The organism is Clostridium neuense, from assembly GCF_045310695.1.
Lineage (GTDB): Bacteria > Bacillota > Clostridia > Clostridiales > Clostridiaceae > Clostridium_S > Clostridium_S neuense.
The window spans coordinates 425,535-445,055 of record NZ_JBJIAA010000001.1 but is presented as its reverse complement, the minus strand read 5'-3'; the positions used below and the strand labels follow the sequence as shown (position 1 = coordinate 445,055).

The window sequence follows — 19,521 nt, the reverse complement described above, 5'->3', positions numbered from 1 at the left end:
TAGAATCAGTTGCCCTCAAATAGGTTGCCATTTTATTTTTAAGGAGGGTTCATATAAATGTTAGAAATAGAAAAACCAAAAATAGAATGTGTTGAGTCTACAGAAGATGGTTCATATGGCAGATTTGTCGTTGAACCTCTTGAAAGAGGATATGGAATTACACTTGGTAATTCATTGAGAAGAATACTTCTTTCATCATTGCCCGGAGTTGCTGCTAACTCAGTAAAAATTGAGGGAGTACTTCATGAATTTTCAACTGTTAAGGGTGTAAAAGAAGATGTTACAGAATTAATTCTTAACATTAAAGCTTTATGCTTGACAATGAATGGTGATGGCCCTAAAACAATATATTTAGATGCAAAGGGACCTGGTGAAGTTACTGGAAATGATATAAAAACAGACGGAGATGTTGAAGTAATTAACAAAGATTTACATATAGCAACTCTTGATGATGATGGAAAGCTATATATGGAAATCGAGGTAAATAGAGGCAGAGGATATGTCACTCAAAATAGAAATAAAAGAGATGATATGCCAATAGGTACTATTGCGGTTGATTCAATATATTCCCCTGTAAAAAGAGTTAACTTTACTGTTGGAAATACAAGAGTTGGTCAGATAACTGACTATGATAAATTAACCATAGAGATATGGGGAAATGGAACAATAAGACCAGAAGAAGCTATTAGTTTAGCTGCAAAAATATTGATAGAACACTTTAAACTATTTATGACTCTTACTGACCATGCAGATGATATGGAAATAATGGTTGAAAAAGAGGAAGATAAAAAAGAAAAGGTTCTTGAAATGACTATAGAAGAACTTGATCTTTCAGTTAGAAGCTATAATTGCTTAAAGAGAGCAGGAATAAATACTGTTCAAGAGTTAACTCAAAGATCTATGGAAGATATGATGAAGGTTAGGAACTTAGGCAAAAAGTCTCTTGAAGAAGTTGAACAAAAGCTTAAAGGCCTTGGTTTATCATTAAAGTTACTAGAAGATTAATTTTAATTGATAATCTTCACTAATAATATTAAGAATTTTAGACTTTATGAGAATAACATAAAGTTAGAATATGCATAAGTTGGGAGGTAAAGGCATGGCAATACAACGTAAATTAGGTCGTCCTACTGATCAGAGAAGAGCAATGCTTAGAAATTTAGTTACAAGTTTCTTAAAGCATGGTAAGATACAGACAACTGAAACAAGGGCTAAAGAAACTAAGAATTTAGCAGAAAAAATGATTACTCTTGCTAAAAGAGGAGATTTACATGCTAGAAGACAGGTTCTTGCTTTTGTAACAGAAGAAGATGTAGTTAAAAAATTATTTGATGAAGTAGCTCCAAAGTACGCTGAAAGAAAAGGTGGTTACACTAGAATATACAAGATGGGACCACGTAGAGGAGACGGAGCAGAACAAGTAGTTTTAGAATTAGTATAATAAATTAGGGGATTAAGTAGTTCAATAACTTAGTCCCTATTTTAATAAGTACAGTGAAATTGCTGTAATTGGGGTGTTCGTATGTGTGAAAAGATGATAGAATGTGAAAATGTAGTTTATGAATACCATAATGAAAATAAAGATAAGAACAGTATTGCAGTTAATGGAGTAAGTATTGACATTAATAAAGGTGAATTTCTTGTTATATTAGGTAAAAATGGTTCTGGTAAATCAACTCTTGCTAAACATTTTAATGCTTTACTTGTTCCCACAAGTGGTAAAGTTGTTGTTGATGGACTTGAGACTTCAAAGCCTGAAAATACGTGGAATGTAAGGCATAGCGCTGGTATGGTATTTCAAAATCCAGATAATCAGCTGGTTGCAACTATCGTAGAGGAAGATGTAGCTTTTGGACCAGAAAATCTTGGAATTGAGCCAAGTGAGATAAGAAAAAGAGTTGATGCTTCTTTAAAAAAAGTTGGAATGTATGAATATAGGAGACACGCACCACACCTTTTGTCTGGAGGTCAGAAGCAGAGAGTTGCTATTGCTGGAATACTTGCAATGCAGCCTGAATGCATAATATTTGATGAATCTACAGCAATGCTTGACCCATCAGGAAGACAAGAAGTGATGAAAACAATAAAGGATTTAAATAAAAACAGTCATATGACTATTGTACTTATAACTCATTTTATGGAAGAAGCTGTTGATGCTGATAGAATTGTTGTAATAGATAAGGGAAAGATAATTAAAGTAGGAACGCCTAGAGAGGTTTTTAGTAATGTTGAAGTTATGAAAAATATAGGCTTAGATGTTCCGCAGATGACCGAATTATCGTATGAATTAAACAAGGTTGGTATTCCTATAAAGAAGGATATACTTACTATAGATGAGATGGTGAATGAATTATGTCGATTAAAATAGAAAATTTAACACATATATATATGCCAGGAACTCCATTTGAAAAAAAAGCTTTAGATGATGTAAATATTACAATAAACGATGGAGAATTTAATGTACTCATAGGTCATACGGGGTCAGGAAAATCTACTCTTATACAGCATATTAATGGACTTTTGAAACCAACATCAGGAAAAATTTTGGTGGATGGCACCGATATAACGGATAAATCAGTCAAGATGAGTGATATAAGAAAAAAAATAGGACTTGTTTTTCAATATCCAGAGTACCAGCTTTTTGAAGAAACTATAGAGAAGGATATAGCATATGGACCTACTAATTTAGGACTTAGCGAAGAAGAAATACATAATAGAGTAAAGAGGGCTATGAATATAGTAGGATTGGATTATGAAACCTTTAAAGATAAATCTCCCTTTGATTTAAGTGGAGGTCAAAAAAGAAGGGTAGCCATTGCAGGAGTAGTTGCTATGGAACCTAAAATATTAATACTTGATGAGCCTACTGCAGGGTTAGATCCAAGTGGAAGAGACGAAATTCTTTATCAAATTAAGAAACTTCAAAAAGAGTATGGAATGACTATAATTTTAGTTTCACACAGTATGGAAGATGTGGCAAAAGTAGCAGACAAAATTTTTGTAATGTACAATGCTAAATGTATACTTAATGGTTCACCAGAGGAGATATTTACAGAAGTAGATACTTTAGAGAGTGTTGGATTAGCTGTACCCCAAGTAACATACCTGGTAAGGAAATTAAGGGAAAGAGGATTTGATATATCTGAGAAAGTATTCACTGTAGAACAAGCTAAAGCTGAAATACTTAAAGTGTTAGGGAGTGCAAAGAATGATTAAGGATATAACGATAGGACAGTATGTACCAGGTAATTCTTTTGTCCATAAATTAGATCCAAGAATTAAAATACTGTTGTCACTAGTATATATAGTTGACTTGTTCTTGGTAAATAATTTTAAAGGATATATTTTTATTGTTGCTTTCACTATGTTTGTAATTCTAATTTCTAAAGTTCATATAAGTTATATATATAAAGGATTAAAGCCAATATTTATATTAGTTATATTTACAGGTGCTATAAACATTTTGATGACACCAGGAAAGGGCAGTCCGCTTTTTCATTGGGGATTCATACATGTTTATAAAGAAGGACTTATTTTAGCAGCATTTATGTCCTTAAGGCTTATATTTCTTATTGTAGGAACTTCAATAATTACTTTAACAACATCACCCATTGAACTTACCGATGGTATAGAAAAACTTTTAAATCCTATGAAAAAAATAGGAGTACCAGCCCATGAACTTGCGATGATGATGACTATAGCGCTGAGGTTTATACCAACACTTATAGATGAAACTGATAAAATAATGAAAGCGCAAATGGCCAGAGGAGCAGATATTGATTCTGGAAATATATTTAATAAGGCTAAGAGTTTAGTGCCAATACTTGTACCACTATTTATTAGTTCTTTTAGAAGAGCAGATGAACTTGCTATGGCAATGGAAGCAAGATGCTATAGAGGTGGAGAGGGAAGAACAAGAATGAAGAAACTTGTAATTACCTCTAAGGATTATATTGCAGTTTTTTCTGTATGTATATTGGTTGCAATATCAGTATGGAGTAATTTTTGGAAATAGTTCAGGTGGTTAATTTGAAAAATATTAAGCTTATAGTAGAATATGATGGAACGAATTATTGTGGATGGCAAAGACAGCGTAATAACAGCACTGTACAGCAAACTATAGAAGAAGCTATAAATGAAATAACAGGAGAACAAGTAAAGCTTATAGGCTGCAGTAGAACAGATTCAGGAGTACATGCAAAGATGTATGTTTGTAACTTTTCTACAAATTCCACTATACCGCCGGATAAAATGGGAATAGTAATAAATCATAGGCTCCCAGAAGATATTGTAATACTAAATTCAGAAGAGGTAGATAGCTCCTTTCACTCTAGATATTGCAGTAAGGGAAAAATGTATAGTTATACCATACTAAATAGAAGCGAAAGAGCTGCAATTGGAAGAAATTATGCATATCAATACAGTAGAAATATTGACATTGAAGCTATGAGAAAGGCATCCGTATATTTTTTGGGAAAACATGATTTTTCAGCTTTTAAAAGTACGGGAAGTTCTGTTAAGGATAATATAAGAACTATAATGCAAATAAAAGTTGAAAAGGATGGAGATTATATAAAAATATATGTAGCTGGTGATGGATTTTTATATAATATGGTAAGAATTATAGTTGGAACACTTCTTTTGGTTGGGGAAAAGAAAATTAGCCCTCATTATATTGAAGAGATTATAGAATCGAAGGATAGAAATAAAGCGGGTAAAGTAGTTCCAGCAAGGGGACTTTGCCTTGAAAAGGTGTTTTATTAATGGATTTCAATAGAAATGCATCCGAGTTCCATATGGTTATATGCCAATAAAATCTTATTTGATTATTGACACACCAGGTTAATTGTATTATAATAGTTATGTTTGTAAAATTGATAAAAAGATCCACTAGCCCCGGATCTTAGACATAGAATGCGCAAAAGAAGTTTTAGGAGGGAAAAAACGTGAAATCGTATTTAGCAAAACCAGAACAAGTTGAAAGAAAATGGTATGTTGTTGACGTTTCAGGAATGGCATTAGGAAGAGCAGCTAGTCAAATAGCTACAATATTAAGAGGAAAAAATAAACCAACATATACTCCAAATGTAGATACAGGAGATTTCGTAATTGTTATAAACTCAGATAAAATACTTTTAACAGGTAAAAAATTAGATCAAAAAATGCTTAGACATCATTCACTTTATCCAGGTGGATTAAAGGAAATGCCTTATAGAAAGGCTATAGCTACAAAGTCTGACTTTGTATTCTATGAAGCAGTTAGAAGAATGCTTCCTGCAGGTGTTTTAGGAAGAAAAATGCTTAAGAAATTAAAAGTATATAAAGGTTCAGAACATGATCACGAAGCTCAAAAGCCAGAAGCATTGGAATTAAGATATTAGAAGTAACTGGAAGGAGGAAGTAAAATGGCAAAAGTACAGTATATAGGAACTGGAAGAAGAAAAGAAGCAATAGCAAGGGTAAGACTTGTACCTGGTGAAGGTAAAGTTACAATAAATAAAAGAGATTCACAAGAATATTTCGGACTTGAAACTTTAAGAGTTATAATCAATCAACCACTAGTACTTACAGGTACTAAAGAAAAATTTGATGTAATAGTAAGTGTTAATGGTGGTGGATTCACAGGTCAAGCAGGAGCTATAAGACATGGTATAGCAAGAGCTTTATTAAAAGCTGATGATTCTTTAAGACCAGAACTTAAAAGAGCTGGATTCTTAACAAGAGACCCAAGAATGAAGGAAAGAAAGAAATATGGTCTCAAGAAGGCAAGAAGAGCACCACAATTCTCAAAGAGATAATAGAGCATTTAAAGAAAGGGAGGCGCTTAATGCCTTCTTTTTTTTGAATAGAGTATAAAATTTTATGGATAAAAATAAAATTTTATAATAAATTTATTATAAGTATAAAGAATTATTAATGAAATAGGCCTAAAGTTAATAAATTATATTCTATCTTAAACTAAACGTATAATATGAATAATTAGTTGAAAAATGATATATTCTATTATATAAATTTATATGATATAATATTATGGCTTAGAGTTAATTTTACTTTAGTCCCATCGAGTAAACAATCCTTTAAAAAAGTAGTATCTTCTAAAACTAAATTTAATTATACACTTAGATATCTTTATTAGTAATATTTATTGTTTTTGTTATTAACATAATAATATTTATATAAAATAAATAAAATATAGGAGGAATTTTATGTTTAGTTTATCACCCAAAGACGACAAATTTTTTAATTTGTTTATCGAAAATGCAAAAATAATTCATGAAACTGCGTTATTATTTAAGGATTATGTTAATGAACCAGAAGATGGTGAAAGTAAACTCAAAGTTATAAAAGAGATGGAACATAAAAGTGATTATCAGCAGCATAATATTTTAAACGAACTCAATAAAACCTTTGTAACCCCCTTTGACAGAGAAGATATTTATATGGTAGCAAATCTTATGGATGATATAGTAGATTTTATGGAGGTTGCGTCTAGCAGATTTGTAATGTTTGACATACATGAATCTACAGATGATGCAAAAGAATTGGCAGAGCTTGTTGTAAGATCTTGTAATAAGATTATAGATCTTATGCAGGAATTTAAATTTATGAATAAAAGTAAAGAACTTCAGAATATTATTATAGAAATAAACAAAATTGAGGAAGAAGGTGACCTTAGTTTTAGAAGGGCAATAAGAGTTTTGTTTACAGATAAAAAAGATGATGTTCTCAATTTAATTAAATGGAGAGAAGTATATCAATACATGGAGGATGTACTCGATGCCTGCGAATCTGTGGCAAACGTTGTAGAAGGAGTTGCTATGAAAAATGCTTAGTTCAGCTTTATTAATGACTATAGTAATTGTAATTTTAGCTATAACGTTTGACTTTATAAATGGTTTCCATGATAGTGCTAACGCTATAGCAACATCAGTTTCTACAAGAGTTTTAAGCATGAGATCAGCAGTTATAATGTCTGCATGTTTAAATTTTTTGGGAGCTTTTATTAATGATAAGGTAGCCAAAACAGTTGGTGATGGTATAGTAGATCCATTTAAAATATCGCCAAAGGTTGTTTTAATTGCATTAATTGCAGCTATTATATGGGATCTTCTTACTTGGTATATTGGAATCCCAAGTAGTTCTTCTCATGCGCTAATAGGTGGACTTATAGGTTCAGCTGTAGTGTACAAGTCATCTTTTGTTGTGGTTAATTGGATAACCTTTATGGAAAAAATAGTATTATGGTTATTTTTATCTCCAGTAATAGGCTTTATAATAGGTTATCTTGTTATGATATTACTTCAATGGATTTTTAGAAAATCTAAACCTACATTTGTTTCTAAATTTTTTTCAAAGGCACAAATTGTTTCAGCAATGTTTATGGCACTTAATCATGGTGGTAATGATGCTCAAAAATCCATGGGAGTTATTACTCTAGCACTTTTAAGTGCAGGATCTTTAAGTACATTTTCAGTACCTGATTGGGTTAAAGCTGTTTGTGCAATTGCTATGGCACTTGGAACTTCCTTTGGAGGTTATAAAATCATTAAAACCATGGGAATGAACATGGCTAGATTAGCGCCTGTAAATGGTTTTGCAGCCGAAACTGGAGCAGCGGCAGTAATTTTTTCAGCTACAATGTTTCACGCACCTGTAAGTACAACTCAAATAATTTCAACTTCAATTATGGGGGTTGCAGCATCAAACAGAATGTCATCTGTAAGGTGGATGCTTGCTAAGAACATAGTAATAGCTTGGGTAATAACTATGCCAGTTTGCGCAGGAATTGCAGGATTACTTACGCTCTTAGTTAAATTTATATAAATAAAGGTTTTGTTACTTATATATAATACATAATGTTTGTTAAAGGGTTATAGTAGTTGCCGTATTCGCAGCTGTTAACCCTTTTTTATTGTACATATTATAAATCACAAATATTAATATATTGTTATATAAAAGTTATATATATATTAACATTATGCAAATAGAAAATTTGGATAATGTTACCTAAATAAAATTTAGGGTAAAAGTGCAAAATAGGCTTAAATAATAAAATATCATTTAGGGGGTCATATTTTGCGTTTTATAGACTGTAAAGTGAAGATAGCAATAATTTTTATGATTGTTTTATCGTCTATTTTTCCATGTAACTTTATATATGCAAAAAACTTTAAAGAACCATCTAAAACAATATTGATAGACCCAGGGCATGGAGGAATAGATGGTGGAGCTCAAGCAAAGGACGGTACCTGCGAGAAGGATATAAATTTAAGTATAAGCCTTAAGTTAAAGAAATATCTTGAAAATAAAAAGTGTAAGGTTATTATGACAAGGGAAGAGGATAAAGGGCTTTATACTGAAAGTGGTAAAATAAGAAAAAAAAAGCTTGAAGATTTAGAAAACAGATGTAAAATAAAATTAAAATCAAATTGTGATGTTTTTGTAAGTATTCATTTGAATATGTTTCCTCAAACACAGTATTATGGAGCTCAAGTTTGGTATGGAGACAATGAAAAAAGTGAAGAGTTAGCAGGAATAATTCAAAGAAATATAATTAATGATTTAGATAAGAACAATAAAAGAAAGGAAAAACCAGCTAAAAATTCATATAAAATATTAAGATATGGAAAGGATATACCTTCTGTAATTGTTGAATGTGGTTTTCTATCAAATGATGCAGAAAGACAAAAATTAAAAGACATAAATTATCAGCAAAAAATAGCAGAAAGCATTGGAAGATCAATAGAGGAATTTATAAAAAGTGCGAAGTAACAATATCTTGAGATATTAAATTAAAACTATAACTCTATGTGACTATTTAAAAAAAGTGCTTACTTTGAGTTCTAGAAGGATAATGGGCAGAGCCCAAACCCCACATATGTTTATACTCGCCTTTGGCTCAAACAGATTTAACCTTCTAAGCCTTTTAACAATCATCACCTAAGAGTTATTAGCTTTAATTTAAATCATCTCTTCAATATTGTTACTTCGCTAAACCGGAAATACAAGGTAACTTTTTCTCCGTTTCTCTACGAAAAACTCTCTGTAAACATGGTTAATCAATAGAAATCAAAAGCAATATATGGTGTAAAAAATTAATTAACTACAAAGATTCAAGCCTAAAATTCCGGAGGTATGGATGAACTTTTTTAACGCGACGAAGCATTGTTACTTCGCAATTTTTTTAAAGTATGAAACTTGAATTAACTTATAGTAATAATATATAAAAGATTGGGGGCAAAAAATTGAGAGAAATAAGCTCAGAAAAAATAACTGAAGTAGTAAAAAAGCTTTGTATTGAAGCAAATTATAATTTGCCAGAGGATATAGAAGAAAGTCTTAAAAGGTTTTATGATAATGAAAATTGGGATATAGCTAAAGATATGCTTGATAAAATAATTAAAAATGTAGCAATAGCTAAGAATGAACAAGTTCCAATTTGTCAGGACACAGGTATGGCATGCGTTTTCTTGGAAATAGGACAAGACGTCCATGTTACTGGAGAATTAATTGAAGATGCAGTAAATAAGGGAGTTAAACAAGGATATATAGAAGGTTATTTAAGAAAATCAGTTGTAAAAGATCCAATTGATAGAGTAAATACAGGTGATAATACACCAGCTGCGATATACTATGAAATTGTAAAAGGAGATCAAATAAAGATTACAGTTGTTCCAAAAGGTTTTGGCTCGGAAAATATGAGTAAGATAAAAATGCTAAAGCCAGCAGAAGGTATTGAAGGTGTTAAGGAATTCATAATTAAAACTGTAGAAGAAGCGGGACCAAATCCATGTCCACCTATGATAATTGGAGTTGGCATAGGTGGAACCTTTGATAAAGCTGCATTTCTAGCTAAAAAGGCTCTTATGAGACCTATAAATGTTAGTAATAATGATAAAAAGTATGCGGAGCTTGAGAAAGAATTATTAGAAAAAATAAATAAACTTGGAATAGGGCCTCAAGGCTTTGGTGGAAATACAACAGCAATTGGTTTAAATATAGAAAAGTATCCAACTCACATAGCTGGGCTTCCTGTGGCTGTTAATATAAGCTGTCATGTAACAAGACACAAGAGTGAAATAATATAGGGGGAAATAGAATGGAAATTACGATAAAATCTCCAGTGGATGAAAAAGAAATAGAGAATTTAAAGATGGGGGATAGGGTTCTTATAAGTGGAACAATATATACCGCAAGAGATGCTGCACATGAAAGACTTATTAAGCTACTTGATCAAAATAAAAAGCTTCCTATTGATTTAAAGAATCAAATCATATATTATGCTGGGCCAACACCAGCAAAACCTAATCATGTTATAGGCTCGTCTGGACCAACTACCAGTGGAAGAATGGATGCTTATACTCCTAGACTTTTGGAGCTTGGGCTAAAAGGAATGATAGGAAAAGGCCTTAGGTCTAAGGAAGTTATAGATTCTATAATTAAGAATAAGGCAGTCTATTTTGGAGCTATAGGTGGAGCTGCAGCACTTATTTCAAAGAGCATAGTTAAGGCTGAAGTTATTGCATATGAAGATTTAGGACCAGAGTCAATAAAGAGATTTGAAGTAGTTAACTTTCCGGCAATTGTAATAATAGATTCAAAAGGTAATAATCTTTATGAAGAAGGAAAAAAAGAATTTCTAAGTAACTTTAAATAGCTGTATAATTGCAAAATTATATGATATTATATTAAATGTAAATATATTTAAAGTTTAGAAAGGAGATTGAGAAATTAGTTTCTCAGAGATGTATGGATTATGATTCGAAAACTTTAAGTCAATATAAAGATAAGGTTTCTGTAGAGAAGTACTTAAGCAATAAATATAAAATGACGGTTATGACAATAAATATAAAAAATTCACTAAGCAGCAGGAATGAGTTACCGGATGACAGCATGATGGAGTTAATAGAAACCATAGCGGAAGATTCGTTTAAAGAGGATATATTTTTAAAAATATTTGCAGTAACTGATTATGGACCAGTATTTTTTATGGTAATTAATAAAAGCTATGAGACAGTTAAAACAATATCCGATAAAGTAGTAGGTAAGTACTTCTTAAAGTGTAATATCTTTGTTAATGTAGTTAAATATAATTAAGGCAATAAATTTTTTGAGCCAAAATATTATAAGAAATATTTTGGCTCAAAAGTATATTATTTGTCTAATTCTATGTTATATTTTTTGCATTTTAGTGCAACTGTTCTATGAGTTATTCCAAGGACTTTACCAACCTTATTAAAGCTTTTATATTTTTTCATTGCAAGTTCTAAAACTTTTTTTTCGTAATCTTCAAGCTTTAGAATAGGATTATTTTCATCAATAGTTATTGAATCAGTTTGAGGTTCAATATTTGATATATATATAGGCAAGTCTTTAGAACTTATAATATCGCTATCACACATATTTATTGCACGCTCTATTACGTTTTCGAGTTCTCTTATGTTTCCAGGCCATTGGTAGTTAGTTAAATAGTATAAGCAGTTTTTATCTATGGTTTTTATTGGTTTATTAAGCTTTTTGCTTATGTTTTTAATAAAATGCTCTACAAGAAGGTTTATATCTTCTTTTCTTTTTCTAAGAGGTGGTAAAAATATAGAAATAACATTTAACCTATAATATAAATCTTCTCTAAACTCTCTTTTTTCTATCATTTCTTCTAGATTTCTGTTTGTGGCAGCAATAATTCTTATATCTACCTTCTGAGTAGTAAGGCCACCAACACTTTCGAATTCTCTTTCTTGAATAACTCTTAAAAGCTTTGCCTGCATGGACCTTGGCATATCACCAATTTCGTCTAAGAATAAAGTACCTGTATCAGCTATATTAAGTTTTCCAGGCTTACTTTTAAATGCACCTGTAAAGGCACCCTTTTCGTATCCAAAAAGCTCACTTTCGAGTAGATTTTCAGGTATTGCAGCACAATTTACTCTGACAAAAGGTTTGTTTTTTCTTGAACTATTAGTGTGTATTGCCTTGGCAATAAGTTCTTTACCAGTTCCACTTTCTCCTCTTATTAATACCGTAGAGGTTGAATTTGATGCTTTTGCGGCAGTAATTAAAGTGTCTTTAAGAGAACTGCTGCTGCCTATAATATTATCAAAGGAACCGCTTAATTTCGTATGTCTTATAAGTTCACTTTTATAATAACTTAACTCTTCCTCAGATTGTTCAAGCTTTTTTGCTATATCCTTTATTTGATCTACAGTTTTAGATATAGAAATGACTCCTTTAAAATAATTATCAATAAAAATAGGTTCTACGGTGCACATTATATTTACATCATTTTTGCTAACAAGCATATCTTCCATTGGTTTTTTAGAATTAAATACTTTCATTCTGCAGCCATTTGGAGAAATTTCCATTAAATCTTTTCCTATGATATCTTTTTCGGTAATATGAAAACTTGTTTTGTATGCAGGATTTATATAGCTTATCTTTCTATGCTCATCCACAAAGCATATTAAATCATGTGAGGTTTCAAGTATTTTTTTAAATTTTTCGTTTAATTCCTTGAGACCTATAAGCTCGGACATATCCTGAAAAACTGACACAGAACCAAGTAAGTTATTGTTTGATATTATAGGTGAACTATTTGAAATAATTATATTATTTTTTATATGATATATTTTACCTATTTCTTTGCTTCTTGTCTTCATGACTAAAGGAAGCTCTGAATTTGGAACTATATCTTGTATAGGAAATCCAAGCACATCATTTATGTCTTTGTTTATATATTTTAATGCATAATGGTTCATATAAGTGATGTTAGAATTTGAATCAACGACTACAACGCCAACAGGTAAATTCTCGAGAATTTGTTCATTGGCTATAACATTTTCTTGTATTATAGCATCTATGTTTGAAAATGCACTGTTTTTATCACTTAACTCAATGGTAATATAGTTACTCAATTCAAGAACAGCTCTTTCACCATTTTTTGTGTCTTCAAAACAAGATAACTCTACAAGTTCATTTTCTTGAATTTTTAGTGAAACAAGTGCTAGCATGCTTATGGCAATTGGTTCGTTGGAGCTCATTTTTCGTATATACAGATTGATATTGAATTTTTCTTTAATCAAAGAAGCTTTGTGAACAATCATAGCTGCAATTCTAGTATGAATTCCATTTTTTATATTTACTGAGACACAATTTTTAAACACGATTTAATCACCCTTTACATTTTGTGATAAAAATTATCAGCTTGCTTTAAAAAACATGATAATTTTTATCAATTATATTTTACTACTATAAATAGCACATATCCACAAATATTTTGGAAAAAATATAAATGAAGTATATTTTAAGCTTAAACATTGATAAAAATTATCAAGTATTTATTTTATAATATTTAAATTCAAATTGTATATAATAATAATAAAATAAAGTGAATATTTTTTTATTCATGTTAAATGTAGGTTTAATGTGTAAAAAACAAATTAACAAAAGTAATTTAAAATAAGTTTGGCATAGTTTTTGCTTATATAAAGAGGTGAAACACTATCTATCTAAGGAGGAATTTTATAATGCCCAATAATATAAAAAAAGGAATAGCTGCCTCAAAGGGTTATGCTATAGGACATGTTTTTATAAAGGCTGATAAAGAAGTTGAAATAGTTGAAAAAGCAATATCTAATATAGAGGAAGAAAAAGCAAGATTTGAAACTGCTGTAGAAGATTCAAGAAAACAGCTTATTAAAATAAAAGAAAAAGCAGAAAAGGATTTAGGTGCTGATAAAGCGGCAGTATTTGAAAGCCACATAATGCTTCTAGATGATCCTGAATTTGCAGGTCAAGCAAAGTCTATGATAGAAGATAAAAAAATAAATGCTGAAAAAGCGTTAAGCGATGTAATCGATAATTTTATGACTATATTTGCTGGAATAGAAGATGAATATATTAAAGAAAGAGTTGCTGACATAAAGGATGTTGGAGGAAGAATACTTAACAATTTAACTGGTAATGGTTCTGGAGATCTTTCTGATATAGAAAAGGGAACTATTGTGGTTGCAAATGATTTGACACCTTCAGACACTGCACAGCTTGACAAAGATAAGGTTGTTGCATTCTTAACTAATATAGGCGGTAGAACTTCTCACAGCGCTATAATGGCTAGAACTTTAGAAATACCAGCTATAGTTGGTTTAAAGGATATAGTTTCTTCAGTTAAAAATGGAGATACAGTTATAGTTGATGGAATTGAAGGAGAAGCTATAATAAATCCAGATGAAAAAACTTTAAGTGAATACACTGCTAGAAAAGAAGAATTTGAAAAGAAGCAAGAAGAGCTTAAAAAGCTTATAAGTATAGAAACAACAACAAAAGCAGGTAAAAGAGTAGAGGTTTGTGGAAACATAGGAAAGGCTAAAGATGTAGAAGCTGTTTTAGCAAACGGTGGAGACGGTGTAGGATTATTTAGAACAGAGTTTCTTTATATGGATAGAGAATCAATGCCTACAGAAGACGAACAATTTGAAGCATATAAGCATGTTGTAGAAAAAATGGGTAAAAGGCCTGTTGTTATAAGAACTCTTGATATAGGTGGAGATAAGAAATTACCATACCTTCCACTTCCAGAAGAAATGAATCCATTCCTTGGCTTTAGAGCAATAAGACTTTGCCTTGGAAGAAAAGATATATTTAAAGTTCAATTAAGAGCACTTTTAAGAGCATCAGTTTATGGAAACTTAAAGATAATGTTCCCAATGATTTCTTCACTTGAGGAATTCCTTGAAGCAAAAGAAGTTTTAAAAGAGTGTATGAATGAGCTTACTAAAGAAGGAAAATCATTTAATGAAAACCTTGAAACAGGAATAATGGTTGAAATACCTGCAGCAGCAGTAAATTCAGAAGAACTTGCAAAGCATGTTGATTTCTTTAGTATTGGAACTAATGATTTGATTCAATATACACTTGCAGCAGACAGAATGAATGAAAAAGTATCATATTTATACAATCCAATGCATCCTGCAGTTCTAAAGTTAATAAAGATGACTATAGAATCAGCACATAAAGAAGGAAAATGGTGTGGAATGTGCGGAGAAATGGCTGGAGATGAAAAGGCAATACCAACTCTTGTTGAATATGGACTTGATGAGTTCTCAATGAGTGCTTCATCTATTCTTACTGCAAAAGAATTAATAATGAAAGCTTAAAATGATTGCATTATATTACTAAATATATATATATATAAATGGAGTAGGCAATAATCATATTGTTTGCTCCAATTTTTTTACTAGAATACAATAAAAGCTTTAAATATAGAAGACCTTTAGATGACACTTTCAAAAATATAAAGTATAATTGTGAAGTAAACTGAAAAAGTGGCGATAACAATACATAGGGAAATATCTTTTGTGAAATTTATACATAGAACAAGGGTGATTACATGAATAAGTCTAATAAACTTTATAAAAAAGCATTATCACTTTTTGAAAGTGGAAAAATTGATAAGGCAGTTGAAGTATGTGAAAAAAGTATAGCTGAGGATGCACGGAATAAAGCGGCCATGGATCTTAAAGGTCTAATCTTTTATCTTAAAGGAGATTTAAAGGAAGCTAAAAAAATATGGCAGCTTAACTGGAAGGTTAATAAAGATAAAGCAGCAGAAAAATATCTTCAAGGGATTGATAACGATGAAAGGCTATTTCAATATTTTTTAAAAGCTTTAAAATGTATAGAAAAATTGAAGATAAATGAAGCTGTAGAATTGCTTAAGAGATGTGAAAATAGTGATTATAATTCTATAAATGTAAGTAACAATATTGCCATATGTGCTGTGAAGCAGGGAGATTATGATAAAGCTAATAGGTATTTGGAAAAGGTATTAAAACTAGATAAGACAAATGAAAAGGCTCTTGAGACCAAAAGAAATTTAGAGGATATTGGAGCTATAAAGAAAAATTTTAATTTTAGGCTTTTATTTAAACCAGCAGCTGCAGCCTTGTTAGTAGTTTTAATTGTTTTAGGAAGTATATACATATACAATAGACATTTAAGAAATACCCCTAAGGTTTCTTTAAAAAAGCCAAAGAAAGTGGTTGTTAAAAAAGAAAACAAAAAGGTAGTAAAGAAGGAAGTAAAAACTCAAATTAAGTTTGATGAGGCAGAACTTCAGAATGCAATAAACAATAAGGACTATGAAAAAATATATTATTATGAAGAAAATTTTAAAGATAAAGATGTTAGGATAAATGACAAGGTTATACTTAACAAAGCTTTAGAAATTCTTAAAAATGATGGAGTAGCATATTTTTATGGAACAGCAAGTAGTTACGCTAAGAAAAGCGATTATGCAAATGCAGAAAAGTACTTTTTAAAAGCATATGCTTATGGAAGCAGCAATTATTTATACAAGGATATAATATATTTTATGGCTACTTCATATAAAAATTCAGGTGATATAGAAAACGCAATAAAATATTATACACTGTATGATTCGAATTATAAAACGGGGAGCTATGAAGAAACTGTTTTATATGAGCTTGCTGTTATTTATAAAGATATAGATAAGGGAAAGGCTAAGAATTATGCAAGCAATCTTGTAAATAGCTATCCAAATTCCATATACAATAATTCTATAATAAAAAACATAATTTCAAATTAACATTAAGTTAATGAGGCTTTAATATAAGAATAATATAATATCAATATAAATATAATTTTGTACAAGGAGAGTTGTATATGAAAAATTTAAATATTTGTATTGATATTGATGGAACCTTGACCAATCCATATTACTGGCTTGATAAAACTGCTGAACATTTTAATAAAATAGTTAGGCATGAAGATTTTACACAATATGAGTATTCAAAAGTTATTGGAATTTCACAAAGTGATTATGATGAATTTTATGAAAAATACAAATTTAAATATCACAGTAAAGATGTATTAAGATTTAAAGCAAGGGATGTAATAAACAAGTTTTATTTAAGCAACAATGTATTCTTTGTAACAGCTAGAGAGAAGTCTCTTGAAATGCTCACTTTTTCCTATTTAAATAGAAAAAATATTAAATTTGATAGATTATTTGTATTAGGAACACATCATAAGGTAAAAAAGGCTAAGGAACTCAAATGTGATGTCTTTATTGAAGATAATCCTTATAATGCAGAGGAACTTTCAAATGCAGGGTTTAAAGTGTTTTTGATAGATACAACATATAATAGAAAAATATCACATCACAATATAATACGAGTTTATGATTGGATTGATATTGAAGATGCAGTTAACAATTTAATTTTGGCTGAAAATGCAATTTAACTTCTGTGGTGAAAAGCAATATGATATATTTAAAAATAAAATGCACAAAGCATAATTAAGAGGTATTTTTCTACGTTAACACTGCAAAAATTATATTTAAAAATTTTTTGTAGTGAAATGGAGGAAAATCCTCATTAGTTGTGAATTGTGCATTAAATTTTTTTGTGATGCATGTATAACTTTAACTTTGTACCGTATAATAAAAGCATAAGTTAAACCTCTAAGGAAAAAATTATTGACTTTGTACTATTAAGTGGTAAAATATATAAATAAGAGCATACCCTATGGGGGTATATAAGGAGGAATAAATTATGGTAAAAGAAATAGGAGATTTAAATTTTGAAAGTGAAGTATCTGAACCAGAAAAATTAGTAGTAGTTGATTTTTGGGCCCCATGGTGTGGACCTTGCAAAATGCTTGGACCAGTTATAGATGAAACATCTGAAGAATTAAGCGAAAAAGCTAAGTTTGTAAAAGTAAATGTAGATGATAATCCAAATACAGCAAGTAAATTTGGAATTGCAAGTATACCAACAGTTATGATCTTTAAAAACGGAAATCCTGTAGATACACTTGTTGGTTTTAGACCAAAGCAATCAATAATAAGTGAAATAGAAAAACACATATAAATTTGGTATAGCAATATGGATAGGTACGATATAGCTATTATTGGCAGTGGACCAGCAGGATTAGAAGCTGCCATTAATGCAAAAATTAGAAATAAGAAGACGATAGTTTTTGGAAATGATAATTTAAGTAAGAGCTTAGTTTTAGCACCTAAAATTAATAACTACTTAGGCTTTTTTGGATTACCAGGTACTGAACTTAAAAATAAATTTAAAGAGCATATAGATAAAATGGATATAGCTATAAATGCGGAAAAAGTCAATAACATATACGCTATGGGTGAGTATTTCTCAATTATGACAAGTAAGGAGAACTATGAAGCCAAAACAGTAATTCTTGCCCTTGGAATGGAACATACAAAACCAGTAAAGGGAGAGGATATACTTCTTGGAAGAGGTGTAGGATACTGTGCTACGTGTGATGCACCACTTTATAAAGAAAAAATTGTTGCAATAATAGGCTATAATAAGGAAGCTGAAAGTGAAGCTAACTATGTAAGTGAAATTGCATCTAAAGTATATTATGTTCCTATGTATAAGGATGAATATCAGCTTAACTCAAATATAGAGCTTGTAAAGGATTCTCCTGTTGAAATTATAGGACAGAATAAAGTTGAAAAGCTAATTTTGAGATCTACAGAGATAGCTACTGATGGAGTTTTTGTATTAAAGGATAGTGCTCCTCCGGAACAACTTGTCCCAGGACTTGAAATGGAAGATAAGCATATTAAGGTTAACAGAAAAATGGAAACTAACATTCAAGGATGTTATGCGGCAGGAGATTGCACTGGAAGGCCTTATCAATATATGAAGGCAGCTGGTGAAGGTCAAGTTGCTGCGCTTAATGCAGTAGAATATTTAAACCAGAATAGAGAGTAAAATTAAAGAGTAGAGTTAAGAATGAACTTCTAAACACTACTCTTTAATGTATTTTAAGGTACTACAAAAAATACATGTTTGCCTATAATTTTTACATTATACTTTTTTATATTATTCATCCATGAGGATGTTGATAACTGTGGGTTATAGAAGTAAATTGCTTTTGGAGTAGGATCTTTTCCTGATAAAGCATCAAATACTGCGGAGTAACATTCTTTGGTTGGTGTTACTGGAATGTCTCCATCCTTGACGCAGGAAAAAGCATACTTTTGTTTAACAACATCTGTAACCGATTTTGGAAACTCCGGATTTTGAAGTCTGTTTAAAATTACAGATGCAACTGCAACTTTACCTTCATAAGGTTCAGAGCAGCTTTCAGCGTATACAACTTTAGCCATTAAGTCTACATCTTTATTTGTAATGTAAATTGATTGACCGTTAAAGTTAAAAACCTGTACTGCATCAACCTTTTCATCATACAAATTTTTTGCATTAGTATTGTTTTTAAATTGTAAAAGTTTATACTCTTTTGAACCCTCCTTAATTGGTGAAAATGCTTTTACGGGATTTGAAAATATAAAACTTCCCACAAGAATAAATACAACAATAGCCCAAAAAGTTTTTTTCATTAAATTTCCTCCTTTTATTTACGAGGTTAGCTGACGGGTTCGGTAAAGGCATAACCTACACATAAATGTGATTCACCCCAAAACTTGGTTTCCCCGTTTTTGTTAAACTTAGGCTATTGATATTATGC

The 19,521-nt window shown here is 30.5% G+C and carries 21 protein-coding genes and 1 riboswitch; of the genes, 19 read left to right on the top strand and 2 right to left on the bottom strand.

Features of this window, described 5'->3' with window-relative positions:
* Positions 1–57: 57 nt before the first annotated feature.
* The 14 genes from ACJDT4_RS01945 to ACJDT4_RS01880 all read left to right on the top strand — a co-directional run bounded on the left by ACJDT4_RS01945 (position 58) and on the right by ACJDT4_RS01880 (position 11,097).
* Positions 58–1,005 (top strand): DNA-directed RNA polymerase subunit alpha, encoded by a 948-nt coding sequence (locus tag ACJDT4_RS01945; protein WP_406785841.1) that lies wholly within the window; start codon positions 58–60, stop codon positions 1,003–1,005.
* 94 nt (positions 1,006–1,099) lie between these two features.
* Positions 1,100–1,441 carry a 50S ribosomal protein L17 gene (rplQ, locus tag ACJDT4_RS01940; protein WP_053242575.1) on the top strand — a complete coding sequence of 114 codons (342 nt, stop codon included), beginning with the start codon at positions 1,100–1,102 and terminating at the stop codon, positions 1,439–1,441.
* 81 nt (positions 1,442–1,522) lie between these two features.
* Positions 1,523–2,368, top strand: coding sequence for an energy-coupling factor transporter ATPase (locus tag ACJDT4_RS01935; RefSeq protein WP_406785840.1), 846 nt, complete (start codon positions 1,523–1,525; stop codon positions 2,366–2,368).
* On the top strand, positions 2,353–3,216 hold the full coding sequence (locus ACJDT4_RS01930) for an energy-coupling factor transporter ATPase (RefSeq protein ID WP_406785839.1): 864 nt from the start codon (positions 2,353–2,355) through the stop codon (positions 3,214–3,216). The genes ACJDT4_RS01935 and ACJDT4_RS01930 overlap by 16 nt, the downstream gene beginning before the upstream one ends.
* Complete coding sequence (locus ACJDT4_RS01925; protein WP_406785838.1) at positions 3,209–4,015, top strand: energy-coupling factor transporter transmembrane component T family protein; 807 nt, start codon at positions 3,209–3,211, stop codon at positions 4,013–4,015. Before ACJDT4_RS01930 ends, ACJDT4_RS01925 begins: the two co-directional genes overlap by 8 nt.
* 14 nt (positions 4,016–4,029) lie before the next feature.
* Positions 4,030–4,764, top strand: coding sequence for a tRNA pseudouridine(38-40) synthase TruA (truA, locus tag ACJDT4_RS01920; protein ID WP_406785918.1), 735 nt, complete (start codon positions 4,030–4,032; stop codon positions 4,762–4,764).
* A 182-nt stretch (positions 4,765–4,946) separates the two neighbouring features.
* Positions 4,947–5,381 carry a 50S ribosomal protein L13 gene (rplM, locus tag ACJDT4_RS01915; protein ID WP_406785837.1) on the top strand — a complete coding sequence of 145 codons (435 nt, stop codon included), beginning with the start codon at positions 4,947–4,949 and terminating at the stop codon, positions 5,379–5,381.
* Between the two features lie 24 nt (positions 5,382–5,405).
* On the top strand, positions 5,406–5,798 hold the full coding sequence (gene rpsI / locus ACJDT4_RS01910) for a 30S ribosomal protein S9 (protein WP_406785836.1): 393 nt from the start codon (positions 5,406–5,408) through the stop codon (positions 5,796–5,798).
* Between the two features lie 408 nt (positions 5,799–6,206).
* Positions 6,207–6,833: a DUF47 domain-containing protein gene (locus ACJDT4_RS01905; protein ID WP_406785835.1), complete on the top strand. Its 627-nt coding sequence runs from the start codon at positions 6,207–6,209 to the stop codon at positions 6,831–6,833.
* Positions 6,826–7,824 carry an inorganic phosphate transporter gene (locus tag ACJDT4_RS01900; protein ID WP_406785834.1) on the top strand — a complete coding sequence of 333 codons (999 nt, stop codon included), beginning with the start codon at positions 6,826–6,828 and terminating at the stop codon, positions 7,822–7,824. Before ACJDT4_RS01905 ends, ACJDT4_RS01900 begins: the two co-directional genes overlap by 8 nt.
* 294 nt (positions 7,825–8,118) lie before the next feature.
* Positions 8,119–8,772 (top strand): N-acetylmuramoyl-L-alanine amidase CwlD, encoded by a 654-nt coding sequence (gene cwlD, locus ACJDT4_RS01895; protein ID WP_406785917.1) that lies wholly within the window; start codon positions 8,119–8,121, stop codon positions 8,770–8,772.
* A 473-nt stretch (positions 8,773–9,245) separates the two neighbouring features.
* Entirely contained in the window at positions 9,246–10,088 is an 843-nt protein-coding gene (locus ACJDT4_RS01890; protein ID WP_406785833.1) for a fumarate hydratase, read from the top strand.
* A gap of 11 nt (positions 10,089–10,099) precedes the next feature.
* Positions 10,100–10,657 carry a Fe-S-containing hydro-lyase gene (locus ACJDT4_RS01885; RefSeq protein ID WP_406785832.1) on the top strand — a complete coding sequence of 186 codons (558 nt, stop codon included), beginning with the start codon at positions 10,100–10,102 and terminating at the stop codon, positions 10,655–10,657.
* 92 nt (positions 10,658–10,749) lie between these two features.
* Positions 10,750–11,097 (top strand): hypothetical protein, encoded by a 348-nt coding sequence (locus ACJDT4_RS01880; protein ID WP_406785831.1) that lies wholly within the window; start codon positions 10,750–10,752, stop codon positions 11,095–11,097.
* Positions 11,098–11,153: 56 nt separating this feature from the next.
* On the opposite strand, the gene ACJDT4_RS01875 is transcribed toward ACJDT4_RS01880, so the two are convergent.
* Positions 11,154–13,160, bottom strand: a complete 2,007-nt coding sequence (locus ACJDT4_RS01875; RefSeq protein ID WP_406785830.1) for a sigma 54-interacting transcriptional regulator — start codon at positions 13,158–13,160, stop codon at positions 11,154–11,156.
* A gap of 363 nt (positions 13,161–13,523) precedes the next feature.
* Here ACJDT4_RS01875 and ptsP point away from each other — a divergent pair, with 363 nt between their 5' ends.
* The 5 genes from ptsP to ACJDT4_RS01850 all read left to right on the top strand — a co-directional run bounded on the left by ptsP (position 13,524) and on the right by ACJDT4_RS01850 (position 18,764).
* Positions 13,524–15,152 (top strand): phosphoenolpyruvate--protein phosphotransferase, encoded by a 1,629-nt coding sequence (ptsP, locus tag ACJDT4_RS01870; protein ID WP_406785829.1) that lies wholly within the window; start codon positions 13,524–13,526, stop codon positions 15,150–15,152.
* A gap of 233 nt (positions 15,153–15,385) precedes the next feature.
* Entirely contained in the window at positions 15,386–16,603 is a 1,218-nt protein-coding gene (locus ACJDT4_RS01865) for a tetratricopeptide repeat protein (RefSeq protein WP_406785828.1), read from the top strand.
* A 77-nt stretch (positions 16,604–16,680) separates the two neighbouring features.
* Positions 16,681–17,259: a 5' nucleotidase, NT5C type gene (locus ACJDT4_RS01860; protein WP_406785827.1), complete on the top strand. Its 579-nt coding sequence runs from the start codon at positions 16,681–16,683 to the stop codon at positions 17,257–17,259.
* 311 nt (positions 17,260–17,570) lie between these two features.
* Positions 17,571–17,888 carry a thioredoxin gene (gene trxA, locus ACJDT4_RS01855; protein WP_406785826.1) on the top strand — a complete coding sequence of 106 codons (318 nt, stop codon included), beginning with the start codon at positions 17,571–17,573 and terminating at the stop codon, positions 17,886–17,888.
* A gap of 15 nt (positions 17,889–17,903) precedes the next feature.
* Entirely contained in the window at positions 17,904–18,764 is an 861-nt protein-coding gene (locus tag ACJDT4_RS01850) for an NAD(P)/FAD-dependent oxidoreductase (RefSeq protein ID WP_406785825.1), read from the top strand.
* A 53-nt stretch (positions 18,765–18,817) separates the two neighbouring features.
* On the opposite strand, the gene ACJDT4_RS01845 is transcribed toward ACJDT4_RS01850, so the two are convergent.
* On the bottom strand, positions 18,818–19,393 hold the full coding sequence (locus ACJDT4_RS01845; RefSeq protein WP_406785824.1) for a cell wall hydrolase: 576 nt from the start codon (positions 19,391–19,393) through the stop codon (positions 18,818–18,820).
* A 3-nt stretch (positions 19,394–19,396) separates the two neighbouring features.
* Positions 19,397–19,517, bottom strand: a riboswitch (cyclic di-AMP (ydaO/yuaA leader).
* Positions 19,518–19,521 lie beyond the last annotated feature (4 nt).